The 24338-nt window shown below is 70.1% G+C and carries 17 protein-coding genes; 15 read left to right on the forward strand and 2 right to left on the reverse strand.

The features are described 5' to 3' along the window. Nucleotides 1-25 precede the first annotated feature (25 nt). The 13 genes from F0P95_RS12340 (at nucleotide 26) to F0P95_RS12400 (ending at nucleotide 19204) form a co-directional block, all read left to right on the forward strand. The gene (locus tag F0P95_RS12340; RefSeq protein WP_182334470.1) at nucleotides 26-2671 is read left to right on the forward strand and encodes a methyl-accepting chemotaxis protein; all 2646 of its coding nucleotides are present in this window, start codon (nucleotides 26-28) and stop codon (nucleotides 2669-2671) included. Between the two features lie 278 nt (nucleotides 2672-2949). Then, the gene (locus F0P95_RS12345; protein WP_232528684.1) at nucleotides 2950-5301 is read left to right on the forward strand and encodes a methyl-accepting chemotaxis protein; all 2352 of its coding nucleotides are present in this window, start codon (nucleotides 2950-2952) and stop codon (nucleotides 5299-5301) included. Nucleotides 5302-5435: 134 nt separating this feature from the next. Continuing rightward, nucleotides 5436-6209, forward strand: coding sequence for a flagellar brake protein (locus tag F0P95_RS12350; RefSeq protein WP_182334471.1), 774 nt, complete (start codon nucleotides 5436-5438; stop codon nucleotides 6207-6209). An 85-nt stretch (nucleotides 6210-6294) separates the two neighbouring features. Further along, nucleotides 6295-6786 (forward strand): chemotaxis protein CheW, encoded by a 492-nt coding sequence (locus F0P95_RS12355; RefSeq protein ID WP_182334472.1) that lies wholly within the window; start codon nucleotides 6295-6297, stop codon nucleotides 6784-6786. A gap of 114 nt (nucleotides 6787-6900) precedes the next feature. Then, nucleotides 6901-7281 (forward strand): hypothetical protein, encoded by a 381-nt coding sequence (locus tag F0P95_RS12360; protein WP_182334473.1) that lies wholly within the window; start codon nucleotides 6901-6903, stop codon nucleotides 7279-7281. 84 nt (nucleotides 7282-7365) lie between these two features. Continuing rightward, entirely contained in the window at nucleotides 7366-9744 is a 2379-nt protein-coding gene (locus tag F0P95_RS12365) for a methyl-accepting chemotaxis protein (protein WP_182334474.1), read from the forward strand. Between the two features lie 196 nt (nucleotides 9745-9940). Next, entirely contained in the window at nucleotides 9941-12091 is a 2151-nt protein-coding gene (locus tag F0P95_RS17680; RefSeq protein ID WP_182334475.1) for a methyl-accepting chemotaxis protein, read from the forward strand. A gap of 9 nt (nucleotides 12092-12100) precedes the next feature. Then, on the forward strand, nucleotides 12101-12946 hold the full coding sequence (locus tag F0P95_RS12375; protein ID WP_182334476.1) for a CheR family methyltransferase: 846 nt from the start codon (nucleotides 12101-12103) through the stop codon (nucleotides 12944-12946). Beyond that, entirely contained in the window at nucleotides 12943-13539 is a 597-nt protein-coding gene (gene cheD, locus F0P95_RS12380; RefSeq protein WP_182334477.1) for a chemoreceptor glutamine deamidase CheD, read from the forward strand. The genes F0P95_RS12375 and cheD overlap by 4 nt, the downstream gene beginning before the upstream one ends. Continuing rightward, nucleotides 13536-14612: a protein-glutamate methylesterase/protein-glutamine glutaminase gene (locus tag F0P95_RS12385; protein WP_182334478.1), complete on the forward strand. Its 1077-nt coding sequence runs from the start codon at nucleotides 13536-13538 to the stop codon at nucleotides 14610-14612. The genes cheD and F0P95_RS12385 overlap by 4 nt, the downstream gene beginning before the upstream one ends. Before the next feature lie 3 nt (nucleotides 14613-14615). Then, nucleotides 14616-17141 (forward strand): sensor domain-containing protein, encoded by a 2526-nt coding sequence (locus F0P95_RS12390; RefSeq protein WP_182334479.1) that lies wholly within the window; start codon nucleotides 14616-14618, stop codon nucleotides 17139-17141. 103 nt (nucleotides 17142-17244) lie between these two features. Next, on the forward strand, nucleotides 17245-18033 hold the full coding sequence (locus tag F0P95_RS12395; RefSeq protein WP_182334480.1) for a YggS family pyridoxal phosphate-dependent enzyme: 789 nt from the start codon (nucleotides 17245-17247) through the stop codon (nucleotides 18031-18033). 85 nt (nucleotides 18034-18118) lie between these two features. Beyond that, nucleotides 18119-19204 (forward strand): restriction endonuclease, encoded by a 1086-nt coding sequence (locus tag F0P95_RS12400; protein ID WP_182334481.1) that lies wholly within the window; start codon nucleotides 18119-18121, stop codon nucleotides 19202-19204. A 21-nt stretch (nucleotides 19205-19225) separates the two neighbouring features. On the opposite strand, the gene hutC is transcribed toward F0P95_RS12400, so the two are convergent. Further along, nucleotides 19226-19957, reverse strand: coding sequence for a histidine utilization transcriptional repressor HutC (gene hutC, locus F0P95_RS12405; protein WP_182334482.1), 732 nt, complete (start codon nucleotides 19955-19957; stop codon nucleotides 19226-19228). 19 nt (nucleotides 19958-19976) lie between these two features. Next, on the reverse strand, nucleotides 19977-21347 hold the full coding sequence (locus tag F0P95_RS12410) for a formimidoylglutamate deiminase (protein WP_182334483.1): 1371 nt from the start codon (nucleotides 21345-21347) through the stop codon (nucleotides 19977-19979). Between the two features lie 61 nt (nucleotides 21348-21408). Here F0P95_RS12410 and hutI point away from each other — a divergent pair, with 61 nt between their 5' ends. After that, nucleotides 21409-22617 carry an imidazolonepropionase gene (gene hutI, locus F0P95_RS12415; protein ID WP_182334484.1) on the forward strand — a complete coding sequence of 403 codons (1209 nt, stop codon included), beginning with the start codon at nucleotides 21409-21411 and terminating at the stop codon, nucleotides 22615-22617. 78 nt (nucleotides 22618-22695) lie between these two features. Then, nucleotides 22696-24231, forward strand: coding sequence for a histidine ammonia-lyase (gene hutH, locus F0P95_RS12420; RefSeq protein WP_182334485.1), 1536 nt, complete (start codon nucleotides 22696-22698; stop codon nucleotides 24229-24231). Nucleotides 24232-24338 lie beyond the last annotated feature (107 nt).

A 24338-nucleotide genomic window follows, 5' to 3' on the forward strand; every position in this document is an offset into this window, starting at 1 on the left:
GGATTCCGTCCTCATCGGTCCATCCATGTCCGCCACGCCCCCCCGTTCCATCTCCAGCGAACGCAAGAGCAGCGTCGCCACCCGCCTGATGCTGGGCATCGCCCTGATCGCCCTGGCGGCCTTCGGCCTCACCGCCGCCATCAGCTACTGGAAGAGCAGCCGCGCACTGCTGGCCTCCTCGCAGGCCACCCTGGAGAACCTGGCCCGCTACGAGGCCCAGCATCTTTCCACCGAGATGAGCCAGACCTACGACGCGGTGCAGACGCTGGCCGAGAACCTGGGGACCCAGCGCGGGCAGATCAGCCGCGCCGCCATCTCGCAGACCTTCAGGCAGCAGATGGAACTGCATCCCGAGCGTGCCGGCATGTGCGTCCTGTGGGAGCCGGATGCGTTCGACGGCAACGACGCGCAGTTCGTCGATGCCCCGGAACACGACGCCACCGGCCGCTTCATGAGCTATTGGGCGCGGGTCGGCGGCGAGCTGGTCAGCGAGCCGCTGCGCGATTACGAGGACCCCAGGCTCGGCGCCTGGTACGTGACCCCGCGGACGCTGAAGAAGCCGGTCATCATCGAGCCGTATCCCTACGAGGTCGGCGGCAAGACGCTGATGCTGACCACCATCGCCATCCCGATCATGGACGGCGACAAGGTGCTGGGCGTGGTCACCTCCGACTTCGAGCTTTCCGCCCTGCAGGAGCGCATCGCCCAGCTCCGGCCGATGGGCCAGGGCCGTACCGAACTGCTGTCGCCGATGGGCATGGTGGTGGCCTCGCCCGATGCGGCCAACGTCGGCAAGACCCGCGACGACGACACCACCCGGGCGATCCTGGCGGCCGTCGCCGAGGACAAGCTCTACAGCAACTTCCAGGCCGACGGGAACGGGATGGTGCAGGTCTATGCGCCGCTGCGCATCGGCAAGAGCGACCGTCGCTTCGCGCTGGGGGTGATGGTGCCGCGCGACCTGCTCACCGCGCAGGCGCGCTCGCTGCTGGAGCTGGTGGCCCTGGTCGGGCTGCTCGCCGCCGCCTCGCTCTGTGCCGGCCTGTGGCTGCTGCTGCGGGCGATGGTGCTGCGCCCGCTGGCCGAGGCCGTGCGCGTGTCCGCCGACGTCGCCCAAGGCAAGCTCGACACCACCATCCCCGCGCGCCGCAACGACGAACTCGGCCAGCTGCTGCGGGCGCAGTCGCACATGCGCGACCAGATCCGGGCGGTGATCCATGCCCAGGGCGAGATGGCCGCGCGCCATGACGCCGGCAGCGTGAGCCACCGCATCGACGCCTCCCGCTTCCCCGGCGACTACGGGGTGATGGTCGCCGGCACCAACCAGCTGGTGTCCAGCCACCTGGACGTGACCGGGCGGATCGTGGAAGTGATGCAGCGCTACGCGCATGGCGACCTGTCGGTGGACATGGACCGCCTGCCCGGCGAAAAGGCCGCCATCACCCGCGCCATGGACGAAACCAAGGCCAGCCTGTCGGCGATCAACGCCGAGATCAGGCGCTTGGCCGGTGCCGCCGCCGCAGGTGATTTCAGCGTGCGCGGCGACACCGCCCGCTTCGAGCACGACTTCCGCGAGATGGTGGCCGGGCTCAACCGCCTGATGGAAACCACCGACGGCAACCTGTCCGACGTTTCCGCCCTGCTGCAGGCCATCGCCCGCGGCGACCTGACCGCGCGCATGCAGGGTGATTTCCAGGGCGTGTTCGCCAGGATGCGCGACGATGCCAACGCCACCGTCGCGCAGCTGACCTCGATCGTCGGCCGCATCCAGCAGGCCGCCTCCAGCATCAACCTGGCCGCCTCGGAGATCGCCACCGGCAACAACGACCTGTCGCGCCGCACCGAACAGCAGGCCGCCAACCTGGAGGAAACCGCCGCCTCGATGGAGGAACTGACCTCCACCGTGCGCCAGAACGCCGAGCACGCCCGCCAGGCCAACCAGCTGGCGCAGGGCGCGGCCGGCGTCGCCTCGCAGGGCGGCCAGGTGGTCGGCCAGGTGGTCACCACCATGGCCGACATCGAGGCCTCGTCGAAGAAGATCGCCGACATCATCAGCGTCATCGACGGCATCGCCTTCCAGACCAACATCCTGGCGCTCAACGCCGCGGTGGAAGCCGCCCGCGCCGGCGAACAGGGCCGCGGCTTCGCCGTGGTCGCCTCGGAAGTACGCACCCTGGCGCAGCGTTCGGCCGGGGCCGCCAAGGAGATCAAGGAACTGATCGAGAACTCGGTGGACAAGGTCGCCGAAGGCTCGGCGCTGGTGCACCAGGCCGGCAGCACCATGGGCGAGATCGTGACCTCGGTGCAGCGGGTGACCGACATCATGGCCGAGATCTCCGCCGCCTCGCAGGAACAGAGCGCCGGCATCGAGCAGGTCAACCAGACCGTGATGCAGATGGACGAGACCACCCAGCAGAACGCCGCGCTGGTGGAGGAAGCCACCGCCGCCGCGCGCTCGATGGAGGAACAGGCCAACCAGCTGGCGGCAGCGGTCGCCCTGTTCCAGCTCGACGATGCCGCCGCGCCGCCGGCCCGTGCCTCCGCCGGCACGCCTCCGGCTCCCCGGCGCGACGACACCCGTCCCGCGGCGACGCCGCGGCGCCCGGCGCCCGCGGGCGCACGCAGGGCCGAGGCGGCACTGGCCGACGGCGACGACTGGCAGGAGTTCTGATCCAACGCCGACGGGCCCTGACCGGCGGGGCCCGTCGGCGCCTGCCCCGCAGGGGGACGGGGCGTACCGCCGGCGGCGCGTCATCCCGCGCACCACCTGTTCCGTGATCCTGATCGCACTGCAATCCCGCATGCGGTCATGGAAATGCAACGCTCCCGTCACCCGCGCTGCAGCCGCGGGACGTGGCGCCGATACCACGGGAAGGCAGGCGGCCATGTCATGGCACGGGGCGCAGGGCCTGTTCTTCCATGCACGGTGACGGAAAAGGAAACAGACGCATGAACACCCATCCCGCCCTGCGCATCTTCAGCGACCTGCCGCTGCGTCGGAAATTCGTACTGATGCTCGCGATCCTGGCAGCCGGGATCATCGCCCTGTGCCTGGTCACGGCCCAGCGCAACCACGACGAACTGCTGCGCAACGAGCGCAACGCCCTGCACACCCGCGTGGAAGCGGCGCTGGCGCTGGCCAACCGCTATGCCGACCGCGCCGCCACCGGCGAACTGGACGAGGACGCGGCCCGCCGCCAGGCGCTGGCGGCCATCGAGTCCCTGCGCAGCGCCGACGGCAGCGACTACCTGTGGGTGAACGACGAACACCCCACGATGCTGATGCACCCGTACCAGACCGCGCTGAACGGCAAGGACCTCAGCGACGCCACCAGTGCCGACGGCAAGAAGATCTTCGTCGAGATGGTCAGGCTTGCCCAGCGCAACGGCGGCGGCTTTCTCGACTACACCTGGCCCAAGCCCGGCGTCGATCGCCCGGTGCAGAAGATTTCCTACGTCGGCCTGCACAAGCGCTGGGGCTGGATCATCGGCAGCGGCGAATATACCGACGACATCGCCGCGCGCGCCTGGAGCTTCGGCAGGGTACTGATCCTGGCCGGCGTGCTGGTGCTGTTGTCGGCGCTGTTGGCGTGCTGGCTGATCGCCCGCTCGATTCTGCGCCCGCTGTCCGGTGCGCTCGGTGCGATCAAGGCAGTTTCGCACGGCGAGCTGGACGTGCGCGTGGACTACCGTTCGCGCGACGAGATCGGGCAGATGTACGCCGCGATCGGCGAGATGATCGTGCAGCTCAAGACCCGTGCCGGGCAGGACCGCGCCCGTGCCGCCGAGGACCTGCGCATCCGCACCGCGCTGGACGATGTCACCACCAGTGTGATGATCGCCGACGCCGACCTCACCATCATCTATGCCAACCGGCCGCTGATGGAGATGCTGGGCAGGGCCGAACAGGACATGCGCCGCGACCTGCCCCACTTCGACATGCAGACGCTGATCGGCAGCAACATCGACATCTTCCACAGGCACCCGCCGCACCAGCGCAAGCTGCTCGGCGGGTTGAATGGCACCCATCGCGCGCAGATCACGGTCGGCGGGCATGTCATGCGCCAGATCATCAACCCGGTGACCGACGCCGAGGGGCGGCGCATCGGCTACGTGGTGGAATGGGACGACCGTACCCTCGAAGTACAGATCGAGAAGGAAGTCAGCGACATCATCGTGGCCGCGTCGCACGGGGACCTCTCCGGCCGCATCCGACTGGAGGACAAGAGCGGCTTCCTGCTGCAGATTTCCGGACAGCTCAATGGCCTGCTGGCGGCCATCGGCAGCAGCGTCGAACAGGTATCCGGCGTGCTGCGCGCACTCTCGCAGGGGGATCTCACCGTGCAGATGGAGGGCGACTACCGCGGCACCTTCGCCGACATGCGCGACGACGCCAACGCCACGGTCATCCAGCTCACCGGCATCATCGACCGCATCCAGACCGCGGCATCCAGCATCCACCGCGCCGCGGCGGAGATCTCCGTCGGCAACAACGACCTGTCGCGCCGCACCGAACAGCAGGCCGCCAACCTCGAGGAAACCGCCGCCTCGATGGAAGAGCTGACCTCCACCGTGCGCCAGAACGCCGAGCACGCCCGCCAGGCCAACCAGCTGGCGCAGGGTGCGGCCGGGGTCGCCTCGCAGGGCGGCGAAGTGGTCGGCCAGGTGGTCACCACCATGTCGGCCATCGAAGCCTCGTCGAAGAAGATCGCCGACATCATCAGCGTCATCGACGGCATCGCCTTCCAGACCAACATCCTGGCGCTCAACGCCGCGGTGGAAGCCGCCCGCGCCGGCGAGCAGGGCCGCGGCTTCGCCGTGGTCGCCTCGGAAGTACGCACCCTGGCGCAGCGTTCGGCCGGGGCCGCCAAGGAGATCAAGGAACTGATCGAAAACTCGGTGGACAAGGTCACCGAAGGCTCGGCGCTGGTGCACCAGGCCGGCAGCACCATGGGCGAGATCGTCAGTTCGGTGCAGCGGGTGACCGACATCATGGCCGAGATCTCCGCCGCCTCGCAGGAGCAGAGCGCCGGCATCGAACAGGTCAACCAGACCGTCACCCAGATGGACGAGACCACCCAGCAGAACGCCGCGCTGGTGGAGGAAGCCACCGCCGCCGCGCGCACCATGGAGAACCAGGCCAACGCCCTGGCCACGGCGGTATCGATGTTCCGCACCACGACGGCCCGTGCCACGCCTCCGGCGCGCCCGGCACTCAAGGGGGTGACGGCGGTGAAATCGCAACCATCGGCGCGTCCACGTCCCGCCCCCGCCGACGGCGGCAACTGGCAGGAATTCTGAGCCGCCGGCACCGGCCGATCGCGCCGGCGCCATCGCCCCGGCGCTAAAGAGCCACGCGATGGGGGCCGATACACGGAGGTACCCTGCCGGTATGCTGTTGCCTCCAGGCCACCGCCCTCCCTGTTCCAGAGATCATGTCAGAGCGCGAACCGACGGAATCCGCCCCTTCCTCCTTCGACGGCAGCCTGTATGCCGACGAGAAGTACATGGTTCGCAATCCGCGCCAGATCCGCCTGCTGCTGCAGGCGATGATCGACCAGCGCGCCACGATCGCGGTCCATCCCGATGGCCACGAGCAGTCCTATCCCAGCGCGGTGCTGGAGGTGGACGAGGACACCCTGCTGCTCGACGGCAGCCCGCTGCCGGCGGTCAACCGCAGCGTCGGCGAAGCCTCCCACCTGCTGTGCTTCGCGCAGGTGGACCGGGTCATGGTGCGGTTCCGCCTGGAACACCCGCAGGTGCTGGTCGAGGATGGGCGCACCGCGTTCCGCCTCGCATTGCCGGAAGATGCCTACCACCTGCAGCGCCGCGAGCTGTACCGGCTGGAGACCCCGGTCGGCGATTCGCCCTGGTGCGTGTTCCCCGACCCGCAGGGCGCGGACCCGCTGCGCTGGCGCGTGGTCGACATCAGCGCCGGCGGCATCGCCGTGCTGCTGCCGCCCGACCTGAACCTGCTGCGCCTGCAGCAGCGGCTGGCCGGCTGCGAACTGCAGCTGCCCGACTCGGCCCCGATCGCGGTCAGCCTGGTGGTCTGCAGCCAGCTGGTGCGCAAGCAGGCCAACGGCATGGAGCAGCAGCGCGTGGGCCTGCGCTTCGAGGACCTGCCACGCGGCGCCGATGCCGCCATCCAGCGCTACATCTTCCGGGTCGACCGCGAGCGCAAGGCGCGCAAGAACGGCGGCGCCTAGGGGACGCCTAAAGTTCCGGCGGCCATTGCCGATACACCGGGGGACGCATCTCCGCAGCCGCATGCCGCCAGGATCAGGACCCCAGATGAACGACACCAGCGCCCACGCTGCCACTTCCGGCGGCGAGTACCTCAGCTTCACGCTCGGCAACGAGCACTACGGGGTGGACATCCTCAAAGTGCAGGAAATCCGCGGCTACGACGCGGTCACCCGCGTGCCCGACGCCCCGGATTACATCAAGGGCGTGATCAACCTGCGCGGCACCATCGTGCCGGTCATCGACCTGCGCCTGAAGCTGCGCCTGGACGAAGCCCGCTACGACGCCTTCACCGTGATGATCGTGCTCAACGTCGAAGACCGCGTGGTCGGCATCGTCGTGGACAGCGTCTCGGACGTGATCCCGCTGAGCGCCGAGCAGATCCGCCCCAAGCCGGAGTTCGGTGCCGCGGTGGACACCCGCTTCATCTCGGGCATCGGCACCCAGGACGAGCGCATGCTGATCCTGCTGGACATCGAGACCCTGCTCGACACCGCCGACCTCGGCCAGGCCGCGGCCACTGAAGAAGTCGCCGCCTGACAAAGCGTGGCACGCATCACACTTCCAGGCACGGCCTATCAATCATCGCCAGCGCCGGCCGATACCCAGCGCATGGCCGGCTGTTTGCCGGTGCAACCCAATCCGGAGAAAAAGATGTCCAAGCCCTTCATTTCGCTGATGTCCGCGGCCCTGCTGGCAAGCGTCTCCCTGGTCGCCGCCGCCGACGAGATGATCCCGCCGGAGAGCGCGTCCCGCTTCGCCGGCAAGGACGGCATGGTCTGCGGCAAAGTCGAGAAGGCCCGCTACGCCGAAGGCTCCGAAGGCCAGCCGACGTTCCTGCACATGGGCGGCGCGTTCCCGCGCCATACCTTCTCGGCGCGCATCCCGGGCTCGGCGCGCGGCAACTTCGGCTTCGACCTGATGACGCTTGAGGGCAAGACCGTGTGCGCGATCGGCAAGATCCAGCGCGATTCCTCGCGCGCCGAGATCGAAGTCACCTCGCCGTCGAGCCTGAAGCTGGCCAACATCAAGTAATCCATCCCGTCGATGCCGCGCTGGCCCGGCCGGCGCGGTCCCGGTGCATCCATGCCGGGGAACGCAGCAGGAGACCGTGCACCCATGCAGTGGATCAAGAACCTCAACCTGATGCCGAAGCTGATGCTCACCTTCGGCGTCGTCCTGCTCGTGATGCTGATCCAGGGCATCGTGGCGTACCGCGGCCTGCACTCGCTGGATGGCGTCACCACCGAGATCGCGGACAAGCGCATGGCGGGCCTGCGCACCGGCGGCGAGCTGGCCGGCATGGTCAGCGAGTACCGCAACGCCTCCTACCAGAGCCTGATCCGCGCCAGCACCGAGGTGAAGGCCGAGGCCAGGACCCGCGCCACCGAGCTGCGCAAGCACATCGACGAATCCATCGCGAAGTATTCGGAGCTGGTGGACAATCCGCAGCAGCGCAAGCTGCTCGACACCTTCGTCGCCGACTGGGAAGCCGCCAAGAAATCCTACGATTCGGTGGCCGAGCTGCTGGAGCTCGACCTGCCCGACGACGCCATCGACACCTTCGTTGGCGAAACCCGCGACCTGCATCGCAAGGCCTATGCCTCGCTCGAAGCGCTGTCGGCCGACGAGAACGCCCGCGCCCTGGCCGCCAGCGACCGTGCCGCCGACACCTACTCCGCCTCCGTCATCGTCACCGTGATCGCGGTGCTGGTCGGCGTCGGCGCCGGCCTGCTGCTGGCCTGGCTGTTCGCGCGCTCGCTGGTCGGTTCGATGCGCGGTGCGGTGGACGTGGCCACCGAGATCGCCAGCGGCAAGCTCGACGGCACCATCGACACCCGCCGCGCCGATGAAGTCGGCGAGCTGCTGCGCGCCATGCAGCGCATGCAGCGCGACCTGCGCGAGCGCATCGAGCGCGACCAGGCCGTGGCCGCCGAGAACCTGCGCATCCGTACCGCGCTGGATTACTCCTCCACCGGCGTCTACCTGACCAACAACGACCTGCAGATCGTCTATGCCAACCGGGCGCTGGCGCATACGCTGGAGCGTTACGCCGACGACGTCAGGACCGCACTGGACCATTACGATGCCTCGCGTCCGCTGGTCGGCCAGCACGTGACCGCACTGGAGTTCCGCGGCGAGATGGACCACGGCGTGCTCGACGCGCTGCAGCGCACCGGCGTGGCCTCGCGCGAGATGCGTTACGGCGATGCCCAGTTCGCGCAGACCATCTCGGCCATCCGCGACGACGCCGGCAGCGTGGTCGGCCATGTCGTCGAATGGCGCGACCGCACCACCGAAGCCATGGTGGAACGCGAGGTGGCGCAGGTGATCGACGCCGCCGCCGCGGGCGACCTCAGCGGCCGCATCGGCACCGAGGGCAAGGACGGCTTCTTCCTGGAACTGGCGCGCCAGCTCAACAGCCTGCTCGATGCCAACGCCACCAGCCTGGCGCAGATCTCCGGCCTGCTGTCGGCACTGTCGCAGGGCGACCTGACCGTGCGCATGCAGGGCGATTTCCAGGGCGTGTTCGCCAGAATGCGCGACGACGCCAACGCCACCACCGAGCAGCTGACCGCCATTGTCGGCCGCATCAAGCAGTCCACCGCCGCGATCAATTCCGCGGCCGGCGAGATCGCGTCGGGCAACAACGACCTGTCGCGCCGCACCGAGCAGCAGGCCGCCAACCTGGAGGAAACCGCCGCCTCGATGGAGGAACTGACCTCCACCGTGCGCCAGAACGCCGAACACGCCCGCCAGGCCAACCAGCTGGCCCAGGGTGCAGCCGGGGTCGCATCGCAGGGCGGCGAAGTGGTCGGCCAGGTGGTCACCACGATGTCGGCCATCGAAGCCTCGTCGAAGAAGATCGCCGACATCATCAGCGTCATCGACGGCATCGCCTTCCAGACCAACATCCTGGCGCTCAACGCCGCGGTGGAAGCCGCCCGCGCCGGCGAACAGGGCCGCGGCTTCGCCGTGGTCGCCTCGGAAGTGCGCACCCTGGCGCAGCGTTCGGCCGGGGCCGCCAAGGAGATCAAGGAGCTCATCCAGGATTCGGTCGGCAAGGTCGGCGAAGGTTCGCAGCTGGTGCGTCGCGCCGGCAGCACCATGGGCGAGATCGTCAGCTCCGTGCAGCGCGTGACCGACATCATGGCCGAGATCTCCGCGGCCTCGCAGGAACAGAGCGCCGGCATCGAGCAGGTCAACCAGACCGTCACCCAGATGGACGAGACCACCCAGCAGAACGCCGCGCTGGTGGAGGAAGCCACCGCCGCCGCGCGTTCCATGGAAGAACAGGCCGCGCACCTGGCCGAAGCGGTGTCGCTGTTCCGCCTCGATGCGAACGACGCACCGGCCGCCGCGGCCAAGGTGGCGCCGGTGGCGGTCGCCAGCGCAGCGCCGGCAGCAGCGGTGGCCAACACGCCGCAGCCGAGGCCACGCGCCACGGCCCGCGTGGCCGTCGCCGAGGCCGTTGATTCGGACTGGCAGGAATTCTGATCCACCCCACAGAACCCCGGCGCATGCCGGGGTTCTGCTGTCGGCCGTCGCCCACGCTGGCCGGCGGCGCAGGCCAGCGCCGCGCCCCCACACCGGCATCGCTCAACTTGCGCGGCACCTGGCCGATATCCACAAGTGAAGCCCCGACGCCGCGCTCCACGTCGCGGCCGCCATTCCCCCACATTCCCTATCGCGCATGAACATTCTCCGTACCTGGTCGAGCTTCATCTCCAACATCACCGTGCGCGCCAAGCTCAATCTGCTCACGGTCATCATCGCCGTCGGCGTGGTCACGCTGGCGGTGGTCGCGGCGCGCATGCAGTACGTGGATCTCTACGAGACCCGCAAGGTCGCGCTGCAGAGCGACGTGGAACTGGCCTATGGCGTGCTGGACCACTACGCGGCCCGCGCCAAGGACGGCACCCTGCCGCTGGAGCGCGCGCAGTCCGAGGCCATGGCCGCGCTGGAGGCCATGCGCACCAAGGGCGACTCCAGCTACTTCAATATCTACAGCGCCGACTACGTGGTGCTGATGCATCCGTTCCGCAAGGACCTGGTCGGCAAGGACATGGCCGATTTCCGCAGCGAGGATGGCGTGCGCATGTACCACGACCAGGTCGAGGCGGCCAAGAGCGGCGGCGGCTACGTCGGCTACGCATGGCCCAAGCCCGGCCAGAGCAAGCCGATACCCAAGCTCGCCTATGCCGGCATGTACAAGCCCTGGAACTGGGTGGTCTCCACCGGCGTCTACATGGACGACGTGCAGTCCCAGGCGCTGCGCTTCACCGGCATCATGACGGTCGCCGGCGGCGTGCTGGTGCTGCTGGTGTTCGCGCTGAGCTGGGTGATCGGCAGCCGCATCGTGCTGCCGCTGCGCAAGGCCACGGCCGTCGCCGATGCCATCGCCGGCGGACGCCTGGACAACGCCATCGCCCAGACCTCGCGTGACGAGCCGGGCCAGCTGCTGGGCAGCATGCAGCGCATGCAGGCGCAGCTGCAGGCGGTGATCGCGGCGCAGCAGGAAATGGGGCGCCAGCATGACGCCGGCATCATCAGCTACCGCATGGACCAGGCCGCCTTCCCCGGCGACTACGGGGTGATGGTCGCCGGCACCAACCAGCTGGTCGGCAACCACATCGGCGTGAAGATGCAGGTGATCGAGCTGGCCCAGCGCTATGCCGTGGGCGACCTGAGCCGCGACATGCCGCCGCTGCCCGGCGAGAAGGCCGAGATCACCGAGACCATGGCCACCATCAAGCGCAACCTCACCGCCATCAGCAGCGAGATCCGCCGCCTGAGCGGCGCCGCGGCCGAGGGCGATTTCAGCCAGCGCGGTGACGAGCAGCGCTTCGAGCATGATTTCCGGCAGATGGTGCACAACCTCAACGCGATGATGGAGGCCACCGACCACAGCCTGGCGCAGACCTCCAGCCTGCTGCAGGCCATCGCCCGCGGCGACCTGACCGCGCGCATGCAGGGTGATTTCCAGGGCGTGTTCGCCAGGATGCGCGACGACGCCAACGCCACCGTCGCGCAGCTGACCTCGATCGTCGGCCGCATCCAGCAGGCCGCCTCCAGCATCAACCTGGCCGCCTCGGAGATCGCCACCGGCAACAACGACCTCTCGCGCCGCACCGAGCAGCAGGCCGCCAACCTGGAGGAAACCGCCGCCTCGATGGAGGAACTGACCTCCACCGTGCGCCAGAACGCCGAGCACGCCCGCCAGGCCAACCAGCTGGCGCAGGGCGCGGCCGGGGTCGCCTCGCAGGGCGGCCAGGTGGTCGGCCAGGTGGTCACCACCATGGCCGACATCGAGGCCTCGTCGAAGAAGATCGCCGACATCATCAGCGTCATCGACGGCATCGCCTTCCAGACCAACATCCTGGCGCTCAACGCCGCGGTGGAAGCCGCCCGCGCCGGCGAACAGGGCCGCGGCTTCGCCGTGGTCGCCTCGGAAGTACGCACCCTGGCGCAGCGTTCGGCCGGGGCCGCCAAGGAGATCAAGGAACTGATCGGGAACTCAGTGGACAAGGTCGCCGAAGGCTCGGCGCTGGTGCACCAGGCCGGCAGCACCATGGGCGAGATCGTGACCTCGGTGCAGCGGGTGACCGACATCATGGCCGAGATCTCCGCCGCCTCGCAGGAACAGAGCGCCGGCATCGAACAGGTCAACCAGACCGTCACCCAGATGGACGAGACCACCCAGCAGAACGCCGCGCTGGTGGAGGAAGCCACCGCCGCCGCGCGTGCCATGGAGGAACAGGCCATGCTGCTGACCGATGCGGTGTCGGCCTTCCGCCTGCAGGCATCGTCCCGCGCCCCCCGCGACCTGGCACTGGCCAGCTGAGGTCCCACGGTGTCCCTGCCCGCTCCCGCCTCCCGCGACTTCGAGTTCAATGACCGCGATTTCCGCCGCGTCTGCGAACTGATCCACAAGCGCGCCGGCATCGCGCTGGTACCGGCCAAGCGCGACATGGTGTACGGACGCCTGTCGCGCCGGCTGCGTGCGCTGGGCATGCATTCGTTCCAGGACTACCTGGACCAGCTCGAGCGCGACGGCGGCGACGAGTGGCAGGCATTCACCAACGCCCTGACCACCAACCTGACCTCGTTCTTCCGCGAACCGCATCATTTCGAAAAACTGCGCGAGGAACTGCTGGCGCGCGCCCACCGCGCGCCGCTGCAGATCTGGTCGTGCGCGGCATCCACCGGCGAGGAGCCCTACTCGCTGGCGATCACCGCCTGCGAAACGTTCGGCAGCCTCACCCCGCCGGTACGCATCCTGGCCACCGACGTCGACACCCAGGTGCTGGCCACCGGCGCCCAGGGCGTGTACCCGGTCGAGCGCATCGCCGGCCTCGATCCGGCGCTCAAGCGCCGCTATTTCCAGCGCGGCACCGGACCCAATGAAGGCAAGTGCCGGGTAGTGCCGGCGCTGCGCAAGCTGATCGAGTTCCGCCAGCTCAACCTGCTGGCCCCGCGCTACGACGTCGGCGGGCCCTACGACGCCCTGTTCTGCCGCAACGTGATGATCTATTTCGACAAGCCGACCCAGCGCGCCATCCTGTCGCGGCTGGTGCAGCACATGGGCGATGACGGCCTGCTCTACACCGGCCATTCCGAGAACTACCTGCACGCGGCCGACCTGATCCAGCCATGCGGCCGCACCCTGTACCGCCGCGTGCGCGGGGCCGGCGCATGAGCATGGCCGCCCACGCCGACGAGGTGATGCGCTACCGCGACACGCGCTTCCAGACCATCGCCGCCAAGCTGCTGCCCACCCAGTACCTGGTGGTGGACGACGACACCGCGCTGACCACCACCCTGGGCTCGTGCGTGGCCGCCTGCATCCGCGACCCGGTACTCAAGATCGGCGGCATGAACCACTTCCTGCTGCCCGACGGCAACGTCGGCGACGGCGCCCCCGCGCGCTATGGCAGCTATGCGATGGAACTGCTGATCAACGACCTGCTCAAGCGCGGCGCCCACCGCAAGCGCCTGGAAGCCAAGGTGTTCGGCGGCGCCAACGTGCTCAAGGGCTTCACCAGCAACCCGGTCGGCACCCGCAATGCCGAGTTCGTGCGCCAGTACCTGCGCGCCGAACATATCCCGGTGATCGCCGAGGACCTGCTCGGCATCCATCCGCGCAAGGTCTGGTTCTTCCCGCAGACCGGCCGGGTGGTGGTGCAGCGCCTGCCGCACGCCCACGAAGCCGAAGTCGCCGCCGCCGAATCGGCCGTGCGCGCCCGCCTGGCCAAGGCCCCGGTCACCGGTGGCGTGGAGTTGTTCGAATGAGCCTGCAAGCCCCCTGCCGGGTCCTGGTGGTGGACGATTCGGCGCTGGTCCGGCAGATCCTCTCCGATCTGCTGGCCCGCGACCCCGGCATCGAAGTCGTCGGCACCGCCTCCGACCCGCTGATCGCGCGCGAGAAGATCAAGCGCCTGAACCCGGACGTGCTGACCCTGGACGTGGAAATGCCACGCATGGACGGGCTGGCATTCCTCGAAAACCTGATGCGCCTGCATCCGCTGCCGGTGGTGATGGTCTCGTCGCTGACCGAACGCGGCGCCGACACCACGCTGCAGGCGCTGGCGCTGGGCGCGGTGGATTTCGTCGCCAAGCCCAAGCTCGACGTGGCCCGCGGGCTGGAAAGCTACGCTGCCGAGATCTGCGCCAAGGTCAAGATGGCCGCCCGCTCGCGGGTCCGCGCACTGGCGGTGCCGGCACAGGCCAGGCGCACGCTGGACACGATCGCCCCGGCCGCCACCGGCGCTTCGTCGCTCAAATTCCGCACCACCGACCGCCTGATCGCCATCGGCGCCTCGGCCGGCGGCACCGAAGCCCTGCGCGTGGTGCTGGAAATGATGCCCGCCGACGCCCCTGCCATCGTCCTCACCCAGCACCTGCCGGCCAGTTTCAGCACCGCCTTCGCCGAGCGCCTGGACCGCCATTCGGCGATGTCGGTGCGCGAGGCCAGTGATGGCGAGGCGATCCTGCCCGGCCATGCCTACCTGCCGGTGGGCGGCCGCCACCTGCGCATCATCCGCGACGGTGCGCGCTGGCGTTGCCGCATCGACGACACCCCGCCGGTCAACCTGCACAAGCCGGCGGTGGACGTGCTGTTCCGTTCGGTCGCGCAGAATGCCGGCGCCAACGCCATCGGCGCCATCCTCACCGGCATGGGCGACGACGGCGCCCGCGGGCTGCTGGAAATGAAGCAGGCCGGCGCCCGCACCCTGGTGCAGGACGAGGCCAGCAGCGTGGTCTGGGGCATGCCCGGCGCGGCGTTCAAGCTGGGCGCCGCCGACGAGGTGGTGCCACTGGACCAGGTCGCCGCGCGCCTGCTGGCCTGGGCGCAACAGGGGTAACGCATGTCGCCCGCCGACCCGCCCGGGCCACAGGCAGCGCCCCCAGAGCCGGCCGCCGCGGCTGCCGAAACGGCGTTGCGGCAATGCCTGCAGAATGCGCCGGATGGCATCGTGCTGCTCGACCGCGACGGGCGCGTGGTATTCGGCAACGGCAAGGCCTGCGAACTGCTCGGCATCGGCGAGAGCGCGGCACCGCTCGCGCTGCCTGAACTGCTGACGCCCGAGGAGCGCGAGCGCTGGCTCGAATCGCCCCCTGCACCGCTGCTGCTGGCGGCGCAGGCGCGCCCGGGCCGCCCCGGCGACCTGTGGCTGTGCGCCGGCGAAGGCTGCCTGCAGGGCATGGCGGTGCTGCGCCCGGCCGACGCGCGCATGTACGAACAGGCGCACATCCACCTGCTGTCGCAGGCGCTGGACAGCAGCGACAACGCGATCTTCCTGTGCGACAGCCAGTCGCGCATCCGCTACGTCAACGCCGGGTTCGTGCGCATGCTCGGCTATGCCCCGGAAGAAGCCCTGGGCAAGCAGCCGCGCGAGTTGATCCGCGGCCCGCATACCGACATGGCGACGCTGGACCGGCTGGGCGAGCAGCACCATGCCGGTCGCGCTCACCGCGACCACCTGCTCGGCTACTGCAAGGACGGCAGCCCGCTGTGGCTGTCGGTGGTCGCCACGCCCCTGGCCGATGCCAGCGGCAGCCTGGTCAACGTCTTCACCGACATCACCGAGGCCAAGACCCACGAGGTCCTCAACGGCAAGGTGCTGGACGCACTGGTGCGCGAGGAACCGCTGGCGATGACCATGGCGCTGATGTGCCAGGAGGTCGAGCGGGTCGCCCCCGACCTGCGCGTGGTGGTGACCCGCGGCGAGGCCGACGGGCAGCTGTGTACCCTCGCCGCACCCGCACCACTGATGACGGCCGGCGCCTCCGGCTGGGAGCACCCGGCCTGCATGCAGGCGCTGCGCCGCGGGCGCGCGGTGGTCATCGAGGACATCGCCAGCGCCCCGCTGTTCGACAGCCAGCGCGACGCGCTGCTGGCGCTGGGCCTGCGCGCCTGCTGGTCCAACCCGATCCGCTCCACCGCCGGCCAGGTCCTGGGCACGCTGGCCTTCCACTGCCACCGCCCGGGCCCGCCCACCGCCTGGCACCGCCGCCTTGCCGACCTGTGCCTGCACCTGTGCGCGCTGGCGCTGGAACGCGAACAGGCGCGTTCGCGCATGCATCGCCTGGCGTTCTACGACGTGCTCACCGGGCTGCCCAACCGACTGATGTTCAACGCGCTCAGCGAACAGCCGCTGATCCAGGCCGAACAACAGGGGACGCCGATGGCGCTGCTGTTCGTGACCCTGGACCGCTTCAAGCGCATCAACGAAAGCCAGGGCCATGCCGCCGCCGACGGCCTGCTGCGCGACCTGGCGCGGCGCCTGCACGACATCGTCGGCCCCGAGTCGGTGGTGGCCCGCCAGGTCGCCGACGAGTTCACCGTGCTGGTCCCGTGCTGTGCGCAACACCAGGCCGCGGCGCTGTGCGAGCAGCTGCTGGCGATGATCGCCACGCCCATCGTGGTCGGCAGCATGACCCTGCACGCCAGCGCCAGCATCGGCGTGGCGATGTTCCCGGAAGACGGGCGCGCCATGGAGACCCTGCTGCGCCACGCCGACCTGGCCATGCGCCGGGCCAAGGACGAGGGCGGCGGGCGCTTCCGTTTCTTCAGCGCGGACATGAACCAACTGGCGCAGGAACGGCTGCTGCTGGAAGCCACCCTGCGCGAGTCGCTGCGCCAGGGCGGGCTGCGCCTGCACTACCAGCCGCAGGTGCGCGGTGACGGCCGCGGCCTGTACAGCGTGGAAGCGCTGCTGCGCTGGCGCCACCCCCACCTGGGCGACATTCCGCCCAACCGTTTCGTGCCGCTGGCCGAAGAATGCGGGCTGATGGCCGAGCTCAGCCACTGGGTGATGGAAGAGGCCTGCCACCAGCATGCCGACTGGCGCCGGCGCGGCCTGGCCATCCCGCGGGTCGCGGTCAACCTGTCGGCCAGCGCCTTCGAACTGCCCTCGCTGGTCGAGCAGGTGCGCCAGCTGCTCGAGCGCCATGGCATGGCGCCCGGCGCGCTGGTGCTGGAGATCACCGAGAGCGTCATGCTCTCCGCACAGCCGCAGGTATCGGCCAACCTGCACGCGCTGCACGCGCTGGGCGTACGCCTGTCGCTGGATGATTTCGGCACCGGCTATTCCAGCCTCAGCCACCTGCACCGCCTGCCGATCAGCGAAATGAAGCTGGACCGCAGCTTCATCAGCGAGATCGGGCACGACCCGGCCGCCAGCGCCCTGATCCTGTCGGTGCTGCGCATCGGCGAGAGCCTGGGCAAGCATGTCGTCGCCGAGGGCGTGGAAACCGATGCCCAGCGCCGGTTCCTGATCGATAACGGTTCACCGGTGCTGCAGGGCTACCTGTTCTCGCCGGCGCTTTCCCCGGGCGCCCTCGAACAATGGCTGGGCGAGCGCGCGTACACACCGTCGCCCCGGTACTGATCGCGGCCGCCGGCGTTGCCGGGGCAAGACCGTATGCACTGCTCCACACGCGGCGCGGAAGGCCGATAATGCGCCTGCACTGCCGTTGCCCCAGGAACGCCCCATGACGGACACCCCCACCCGCCACGACCAGCATGGTCGCTATCCCCGCGCCGAGACCGCCGACGATTTCCGCCACAACCTGGCGGCGGTGCAGGCGCGCATCGCCGCGGCCTGCCACCGCGCCGGCCGCGACCCGGCCGACGTACGCCTGCTGCCGGTCAGCAAGACCATCGACGAGGCCCGCATCCGCCAGGCCTATGCCGCCGGCTGCCGCTTCCTCGGCGAAAACAAGGTGCAGGAAGCGCACCACAAGTGGGAGGCGATGCAGGACCTGACCGACCTGCACTGGTCGGTGATCGGCCACCTGCAGACCAACAAGGCCAAGCTGGTGGCGCGCTTCGCCAGCGAGTTCCAGGCGCTGGACAGCCTGCGCCTGGCCGAGACCCTGGACCGCCGCCTGCAGCTGGAAGGCCGCCAGCTGGACGTGTTCGTGCAGGTCAACACCTCCGGCGAGGACAGCAAGTACGGGCTGGCGCCGGCCGACGTGCCCGGTTTCATCGCCGGACTGCCGCGGTTTCAGTGCCTGCGGGTACGCGGGCTGATGACCCTGGCGCTGTTCTCCGACGATGCCGCGCGGGTGCGCGCCTGCTTCGTGCGCCTGCGCGAACTGCGCGACCGCCTGCGCCAGCAGGCGCCGGACGGCATCGGCCTGGACGCGCTGTCGATGGGCATGTCCGGCGATTTCGAGATCGCCATCGAGGAGGGCGCCACCGTGGTGCGCGTCGGCCAGGCCATCTTCGGCGCGCGTGCGGTGCCGGACAGCCACTACTGGCCGGGTGGCACCGGCTGAACAGGGATCGCCGGCGTCGCGTCGGCTTCGCACGAAGCGCTATAAACTGCGCGCCTTCACTCACGCTTGCTCACCGGACGCGACGATGTTTTCCTGGATCCTGGCCCTGCTGCTGGCATTGTTCGTCTTTGGCCTGACCTCCGCCTGGCTGTGGATGATCAAGCGCCGGAAGACCGAAACCCAGCACGGCCTGGCCGCGCTGGCGGGGATGCGCTGGCGCGAGTTCTCGCAGATCGTGCGGCGCGCCATGGGCGAACAGCGCGGCCTGCGCGACCTGTCCGGCGAGGACAGCAGCGACCGCGGCACCAGCAGCGATTTCCTGATGGAGCGCGATGGCCAGCGCTGGCTGCTGTCGTGCAAGCATGGCCGCGCCTACCGCATCGGCGCGCCGGCGATCACCGAACTGGGTGCGGCCCTGCACCTGACCGGCGCGACCGCCGGCATCCTCATCACCGAGGGCCGGGTCGAACGCGACGGCCTGGCCGCGGCCGAGAAGGAATCCATCGAGGTGCTGGACGGGCGCGTGCTGTGGCAGGTGCTTGCTCCCTGCGTTCCGGCGGACATGCGCACGATGGTGGAAGGCATCGCCCGCCGCGAGGCCGTGCGGCAGACCGGCATCGCCGCCCTCGGCGCGTTGGCGGTGGGCCTGCTGGCCGGCCTGGGCTACATGACCCTGCAGGTCGACCAGAACCTGACCACGCGCGCCGCGGATGCCTCCGTCGCGGCAGCCTCGCCCGCCCCCGCGCCACGCCCGGCCCCCGCCACCGCGGCCCCCGCGCAGGCGCCAGCGAAGAGCGAACCCGCTGCAACGGCCACGCTCGCCGCCCCCGCTCCCGCCGCGAGCGCACCTGCAGCGGCCGCCACCCCGGCCGCGGCCCGCGTCGACAAAGCCGCAGCGGCCGACCTGCAGGAAGATCCCGACCCGGACACCCTGCTGCGCTACCAGCAGGCCGTTTCCAAGAAACTGGCCGCCACGCCCGGGGTCATCAGCGGGGTCTGGCTGACCCGCTCCACGCTGTCGATCGAACGCAGCGCCGACGACGCCACGGTGTGGCCGCTGATCTGCCGCGAAGTCGAGCATTACCCGGCACTGCGCACCGTGCGCATCCAGCTCAACCCGCGCCCCGGCACCGGCGAGCCGGTGCGCTGGCGCCAGTGCCGCACGTTCTGAGCGCGTCCGCGGCGCCGGCTCCTAGAGCTTGCTGCCGGGCGCGAAGCGCGCCACCAGGTCGTAGGCATCGCCCAGGAATTTCTGCCGCACCCAGGTGATGGGCATCTCGCCGCGCCAGGTCTGGCGGTCGATCACCAGGCAGGCGGTGCCCACCGGCACCTCCAGCAACGCGGCCTCGGCGGCGGTCGCCGCCACCGCGCTGATGCGGTGCTGGCCGCGCGTCCACGACACGTTCTGCAGCAGCCAGCTGCCGGGGGCGTGGGTGGAAAAATCCACCGCCAGCGTTTCCGGCACGGCCTCGGGGTTGATCAGGCGCCGCTCCAGCGCCAGCGGGCGGTCGTCGGCCAGGTGCAGGCAGCGCATGGCCAGCAGCTCGCCCGCGCCGACCAGCCGCGCCTCCTCCGGCGCCGCCGCGTCGGCTCGGCGCAGCTGCCGCTCCAGCAGCCTGAAACCGTAGCGGTGGCCACGCTCGTTCACCGCCAGCGCGATGTCGGGAATCTCCAGTGCCACCTGCTCCAGGTGCGGCGGCTGCCGCGCGACGAAGGAGCCGGCGCGGCGGCGGCGCTCGATCATGCCGCTCTCGGCCAGCGCGGTGAGCACCTTGTTCACCGTCATCCGCGAACAGCCGTACTGCGCCATCAGCTCGTGTTCGTAGGGAATACGGAAGCCCGGCGCCCACTCGCCACTGAGGATGCGGCCTTCGATATCGCCGCGGATGCGCTGGTTGAGGCTCGGCGCCTTCCTGTTCTTCACACGTGATTCCTGCCTGGAGTCAGCCCAGTATCCGCTGCAACGCCATCCGATAGCGCCCGGCGATCTCGTCGCGGCGCACATGGCGGCCGTCGCGCACCCACTGCCGGCCGTCGCGCCACACCGAACGCACCGCCCCGCCGCGCGCGGCGAACACCCAGCTGTCCAGCAGCGCGTCGCCGCTGCGGCCATGCAGCGACGGATGCCCGGGGTCCAGCTCGACCAGGTCCGCCGGTGCACCGACGGCCAGGCCGGCAGCCACGCCCAGCGCCTGCGCGGCGCCTGCGTGGGCCTGCTGGTACAGCCAGCGGCCGCTGGACAGCGGGCCCGGCGAAACCACGTTGCGGCCGCGCAGCGCCAGCCGCTGGCCGTACTCGAGCAGGCGCAGTTCCTCGGCCGCGTCGATCAGCACGTTGGAGTCCGAGCCGACGCCGAAACGCCCGCCGTGGTGTACGAAATCGCGCATCGGGAACAGGCCGTCGCCGAGGTTGGCCTCGGTGACCGGGCACAGCCCGGCGACCGCGCCACTGGCGGCGATGCCACGCACCTCGTCCTGCTCCAGGTGGGTGGCGTGCACCAGGCACCAGCGCGGGTCCACCGGCGCATGCTCCAGCAACCAGCGCACCGGACGCTGGCCGCTCCAGGCCAGGCAGGCCTCGACCTCGCGCACCTGCTCGGCGATATGGATATGGATCGGGCCCGGCGCCAGCTCCACCAGCGCCTGCAGTTCCTGCGGGGTGCACGCGCGCAGGCTGTGCGGCGCCAGCCCGAGCACCGCGCCCGGCACCTCGCGCAGCGCCTGCCGGCAGCCGTCCAGCAGCGCGGCGAAACCGTCGATATCGTGCAGGAACCGGCGCTGCGCAGGCAGCGGCGCGGCGCCGCCGAAATCGCTGTGCGCGTAGAACACCGGCAGCAGGGTCAGGCCCAGCCCGGTGGCCGATGCGGCGGCGGCAATGCGCGCGGCCATCTCCGCGTGCCCGGCGTAGCGCTGGCCATCGGGCGCGTGGTGCAGGTAGTGGAATTCGCCGACCCGGGTGAACCCCGATTCCAGCATTTCCATGTAGGCCTGTTCCGCCACCGCCTGGCACTCGGCCGGACCGAGCCGGTCCAGGAAGCGGTACATCAGTTCGCGCCAGCTCCAGAAGCTGTCGCCCGAACGCCCGCCGACTTCGGTCAGGCCGGCCATGGCGCGCTGGAAGGCATGGCTGTGCAGGTTGCCCAGCCCCGGCACCACCACGCCCAGCGGCTGCGCACCGGGGGCGGCCGGCGCCGCGGCCGTCACCGACACGATGCGCCCATCCTGGCAATCGATGCGCACGTTGTCCGCCCAGCCCTGCGGCAGCAACGCCTGCGCGGCATGGAAACGGTGCGGGCTGGAAACTTCGTTCGCCATCACTGGACACTCTGCGTGGGTGGTGATTATTGTATATACAAATAAACGCGGAAGGGTGCACATGCACTGCGATACGGTCTGGCACAACGCCCACCTGATGACCCTCGACGATGCCACGGGCGGCCTGGGCATCGTCCGCGACGGCGTCGTCGCCGCCCGCGACGGGCGCATCGTGCATGCCGGTCCGGCCGCGTCCGCACCGGCCTTCGACGCCGTCCGGCGCATCGATTGCGGCGGCCGCTGGATCGGCCCCGGGCTGGTCGACTGCCACACCCACCTGGTCTACGCCGGCAACCGCGCCAACGAGTTCGAACAGCGCCTGCAGGGCGCGAGCTATGCGGACATCGCGCGTGCCGGCGGCGGCATCGTCGCCACCGTGCGCGCCACCCGCGATGCCGACGACGCCGCGCTGCTCGCGGCGACCCTGCCGCGGCTGGACGCGATGCTCGCCGAAGGCGTGACCACGCTGGAGATCAAGTCCGGCTACGGCCTGACGCTGGACGACGAGCGCAAGCAGCTGCGCGTGGCCCGGCAGCTGGAACGGCTGCGCCGGGTCGAGGTGGTGCCCACCTTCCTCGGCGCACACGCGGTGCCGCCGGGCCGGCAGGCACAGGAATACATCGACGAGATCTGCGACGCCATGATCCCGGCCATCGCCGGCGAAGGCCTGGCCGAGGCGGTGGACGTGTTCTGCGAGAACATCGCCTTCTCGCGCGAACAGGCCGCGCAGGTATTCGAAGCCGCGCACCGCCACGGGCTGGCGCTGAAGATCCATGCCGAACAGCTGAGCAACCAGCACGGCGCCGAGCTGGCGGCGCGGCATGGCGCGCTGTCCGCCGACCACATCGAACACCTGGACGATGCCGGCATCGCCGCGATGCGCGCCGCCGGCACCGTCGCCGTGCTGCTGCCGGCCGCGTTCTATTTCACCCGCGACACGCGCGTGCCGCCGATCGGGAAACTGCGCGCCGCCGGCGTGCCGCTGGCGCTGGCCACCGACAGCAACCCCGGGACCTCGCCGCTGACCAGCCCGCTGCTGGCGATGAACATGGGCGCGACCCTGTTCCGCATGACCGTGGCCGAGTGCATCGCCGGCTTCACCCGCGAAGCGGCGCGCGCGCTCGGCCGCTTCGACCGCATCGGCCGGCTCGCCGCCGGCTTGGACTGCGACCTTGCCCTGTGGGACATCGACGCACCGGCCGACCTGGTCTACCGCATGGGCTTCAACCCGCTGCACGCGCGCGTGTTCCGCGGCGAACCAACCACCTAGCGCGGGCCCGTCCCGCACATCGCAGACACCCGTGCGCGGCAAGCCGCGCACCTGACCTTGAGAACCTGGAGTAACCCGATGAATTCGCCCCTCACGCTTCGTCCCGGCCATGTTCCGCTGGCCCAGTGGCGCCAGATCCACCGCGGCGCCCGGGTGCGCCTGGACGCAGCGGCGCAGGCCGCGGTGCAGCGCAGCGCGCAGGTGGTGGAGGCCATCGTCGCCAGGGGCGAGCCGGTGTATGGCATCAACACCGGCTTCGGCAAGCTGGCCAGCGTGCGCATCGAGCGCGAGGACCTGGAAACCCTGCAGCGCAACATCGTGTTGTCGCACGCCGCAGGCGTCGGCGAGCCGATGCCCGGCGACGTGGTGCGGCTGATGATGGCGCTCAAGCTCACCAGCCTCGCGCAGGGCGCCTCGGGCATCCGCCCGCAGACCCTGGCGCTGCTGGAAGCACTGCTGCAGCACGATTTCGTGCCGGTGATACCGTGCCAGGGTTCGGTCGGCGCCTCCGGCGACCTGGCGCCGCTGTCGCACCTGGCGGCAGTGATGATCGGCGTCGGCGAAGCCATCGTCGATGGCGTGCGGATGCCGGCCGTCGATGCGCTTGCACGGATCGGCCACGCGCCGCTGGTACTCGGCGCCAAGGAAGGCCTGGCCCTGCTCAACGGCACCCAGTATTCGACCGCCTACGCGCTGGCCGGGTTGTTCGAGATCGAGACCGTGTTCCAGGCCGCGCTGGTCACCGGCGCGCTGTCGGTGGAAGCGGCCAAGGGCTCGGACACGCCGTTCGACCCGCGCATCCACCAGATCCGTGGCCAGCGCGGGCAGATCGCCACCGCCGCTGCGCTGCGCGCGTTGATGGCCGGTTCGGCCATCCGCGAATCGCACCGCGACAACGACGTGCGCGTGCAGGACCCGTACTGCCTGCGCTGCCAGCCGCAGGTGATGGGCGCGGCCCTGGACGTGATCCGCCAGGCCGCGACCACGCTGGAAATCGAGGCCAACGGCGTGTCCGACAACCCGCTGGTGTTCACCGATACCGGCGAAGCACTGAGCGGCGGCAACTTCCACGCCGAGCCGGTGGCCTTCGCCGCCGACATGCTGGCGATGGCCGTGTGCGAGATCGGTTCGATCAGCGAACGCCGCACCGCCATGCTGGTGGATCCGGCGCTGAGCGGCCTGCCGGCGTTCCTGACCCCGAAGCCGGGGCTGAACTCCGGCTTCATGATCCCGCAGGTGACCGCCGCGGCGCTGGTATCGGAGAACAAGCAGCGCGCCTACCCGGCCAGCGTCGACTCGATCCCGACCTCGGCCAACCAGGAAGACCACGTGTCGATGGCCGCGCACGGAGCGCGGCGCCTGCTGGCGATGGCCGGCAACGCCGCCCACGTCGTCGGCATCGAACTGCTGGCCGCCGCGCAGGGCTGCGACTTCCATGCCCCGCTGCGCTCCAGCGACGCGCTCGAGCGGGTGCGCGCCAGCGTGCGCGCGCAGGTGCCGACGCTGCAGGACGACCGTTACTTCCACCCGGACATGGTGGCCGCCACCGCACTGGTACGCAGCGGCGCCCTGGCCACCGGCCTGCACGAGGTGCTGCCACGCGTCGAGGCCTAGGGCCGCCTCTCCCCCGCCGCGGCGATTGCGGCGAGGGCAAGAACCCAGGCAAGGACCGAGGCGCGGCATTGCCTGCCTGCACACGGCGCCCTGCATACCCTCGCCCA

The sequence above is a fragment of the Stenotrophomonas acidaminiphila genome (genome assembly GCF_014109845.1).
In the GTDB taxonomy this organism is placed as follows: domain Bacteria; phylum Pseudomonadota; class Gammaproteobacteria; order Xanthomonadales; family Xanthomonadaceae; genus Stenotrophomonas; species Stenotrophomonas acidaminiphila.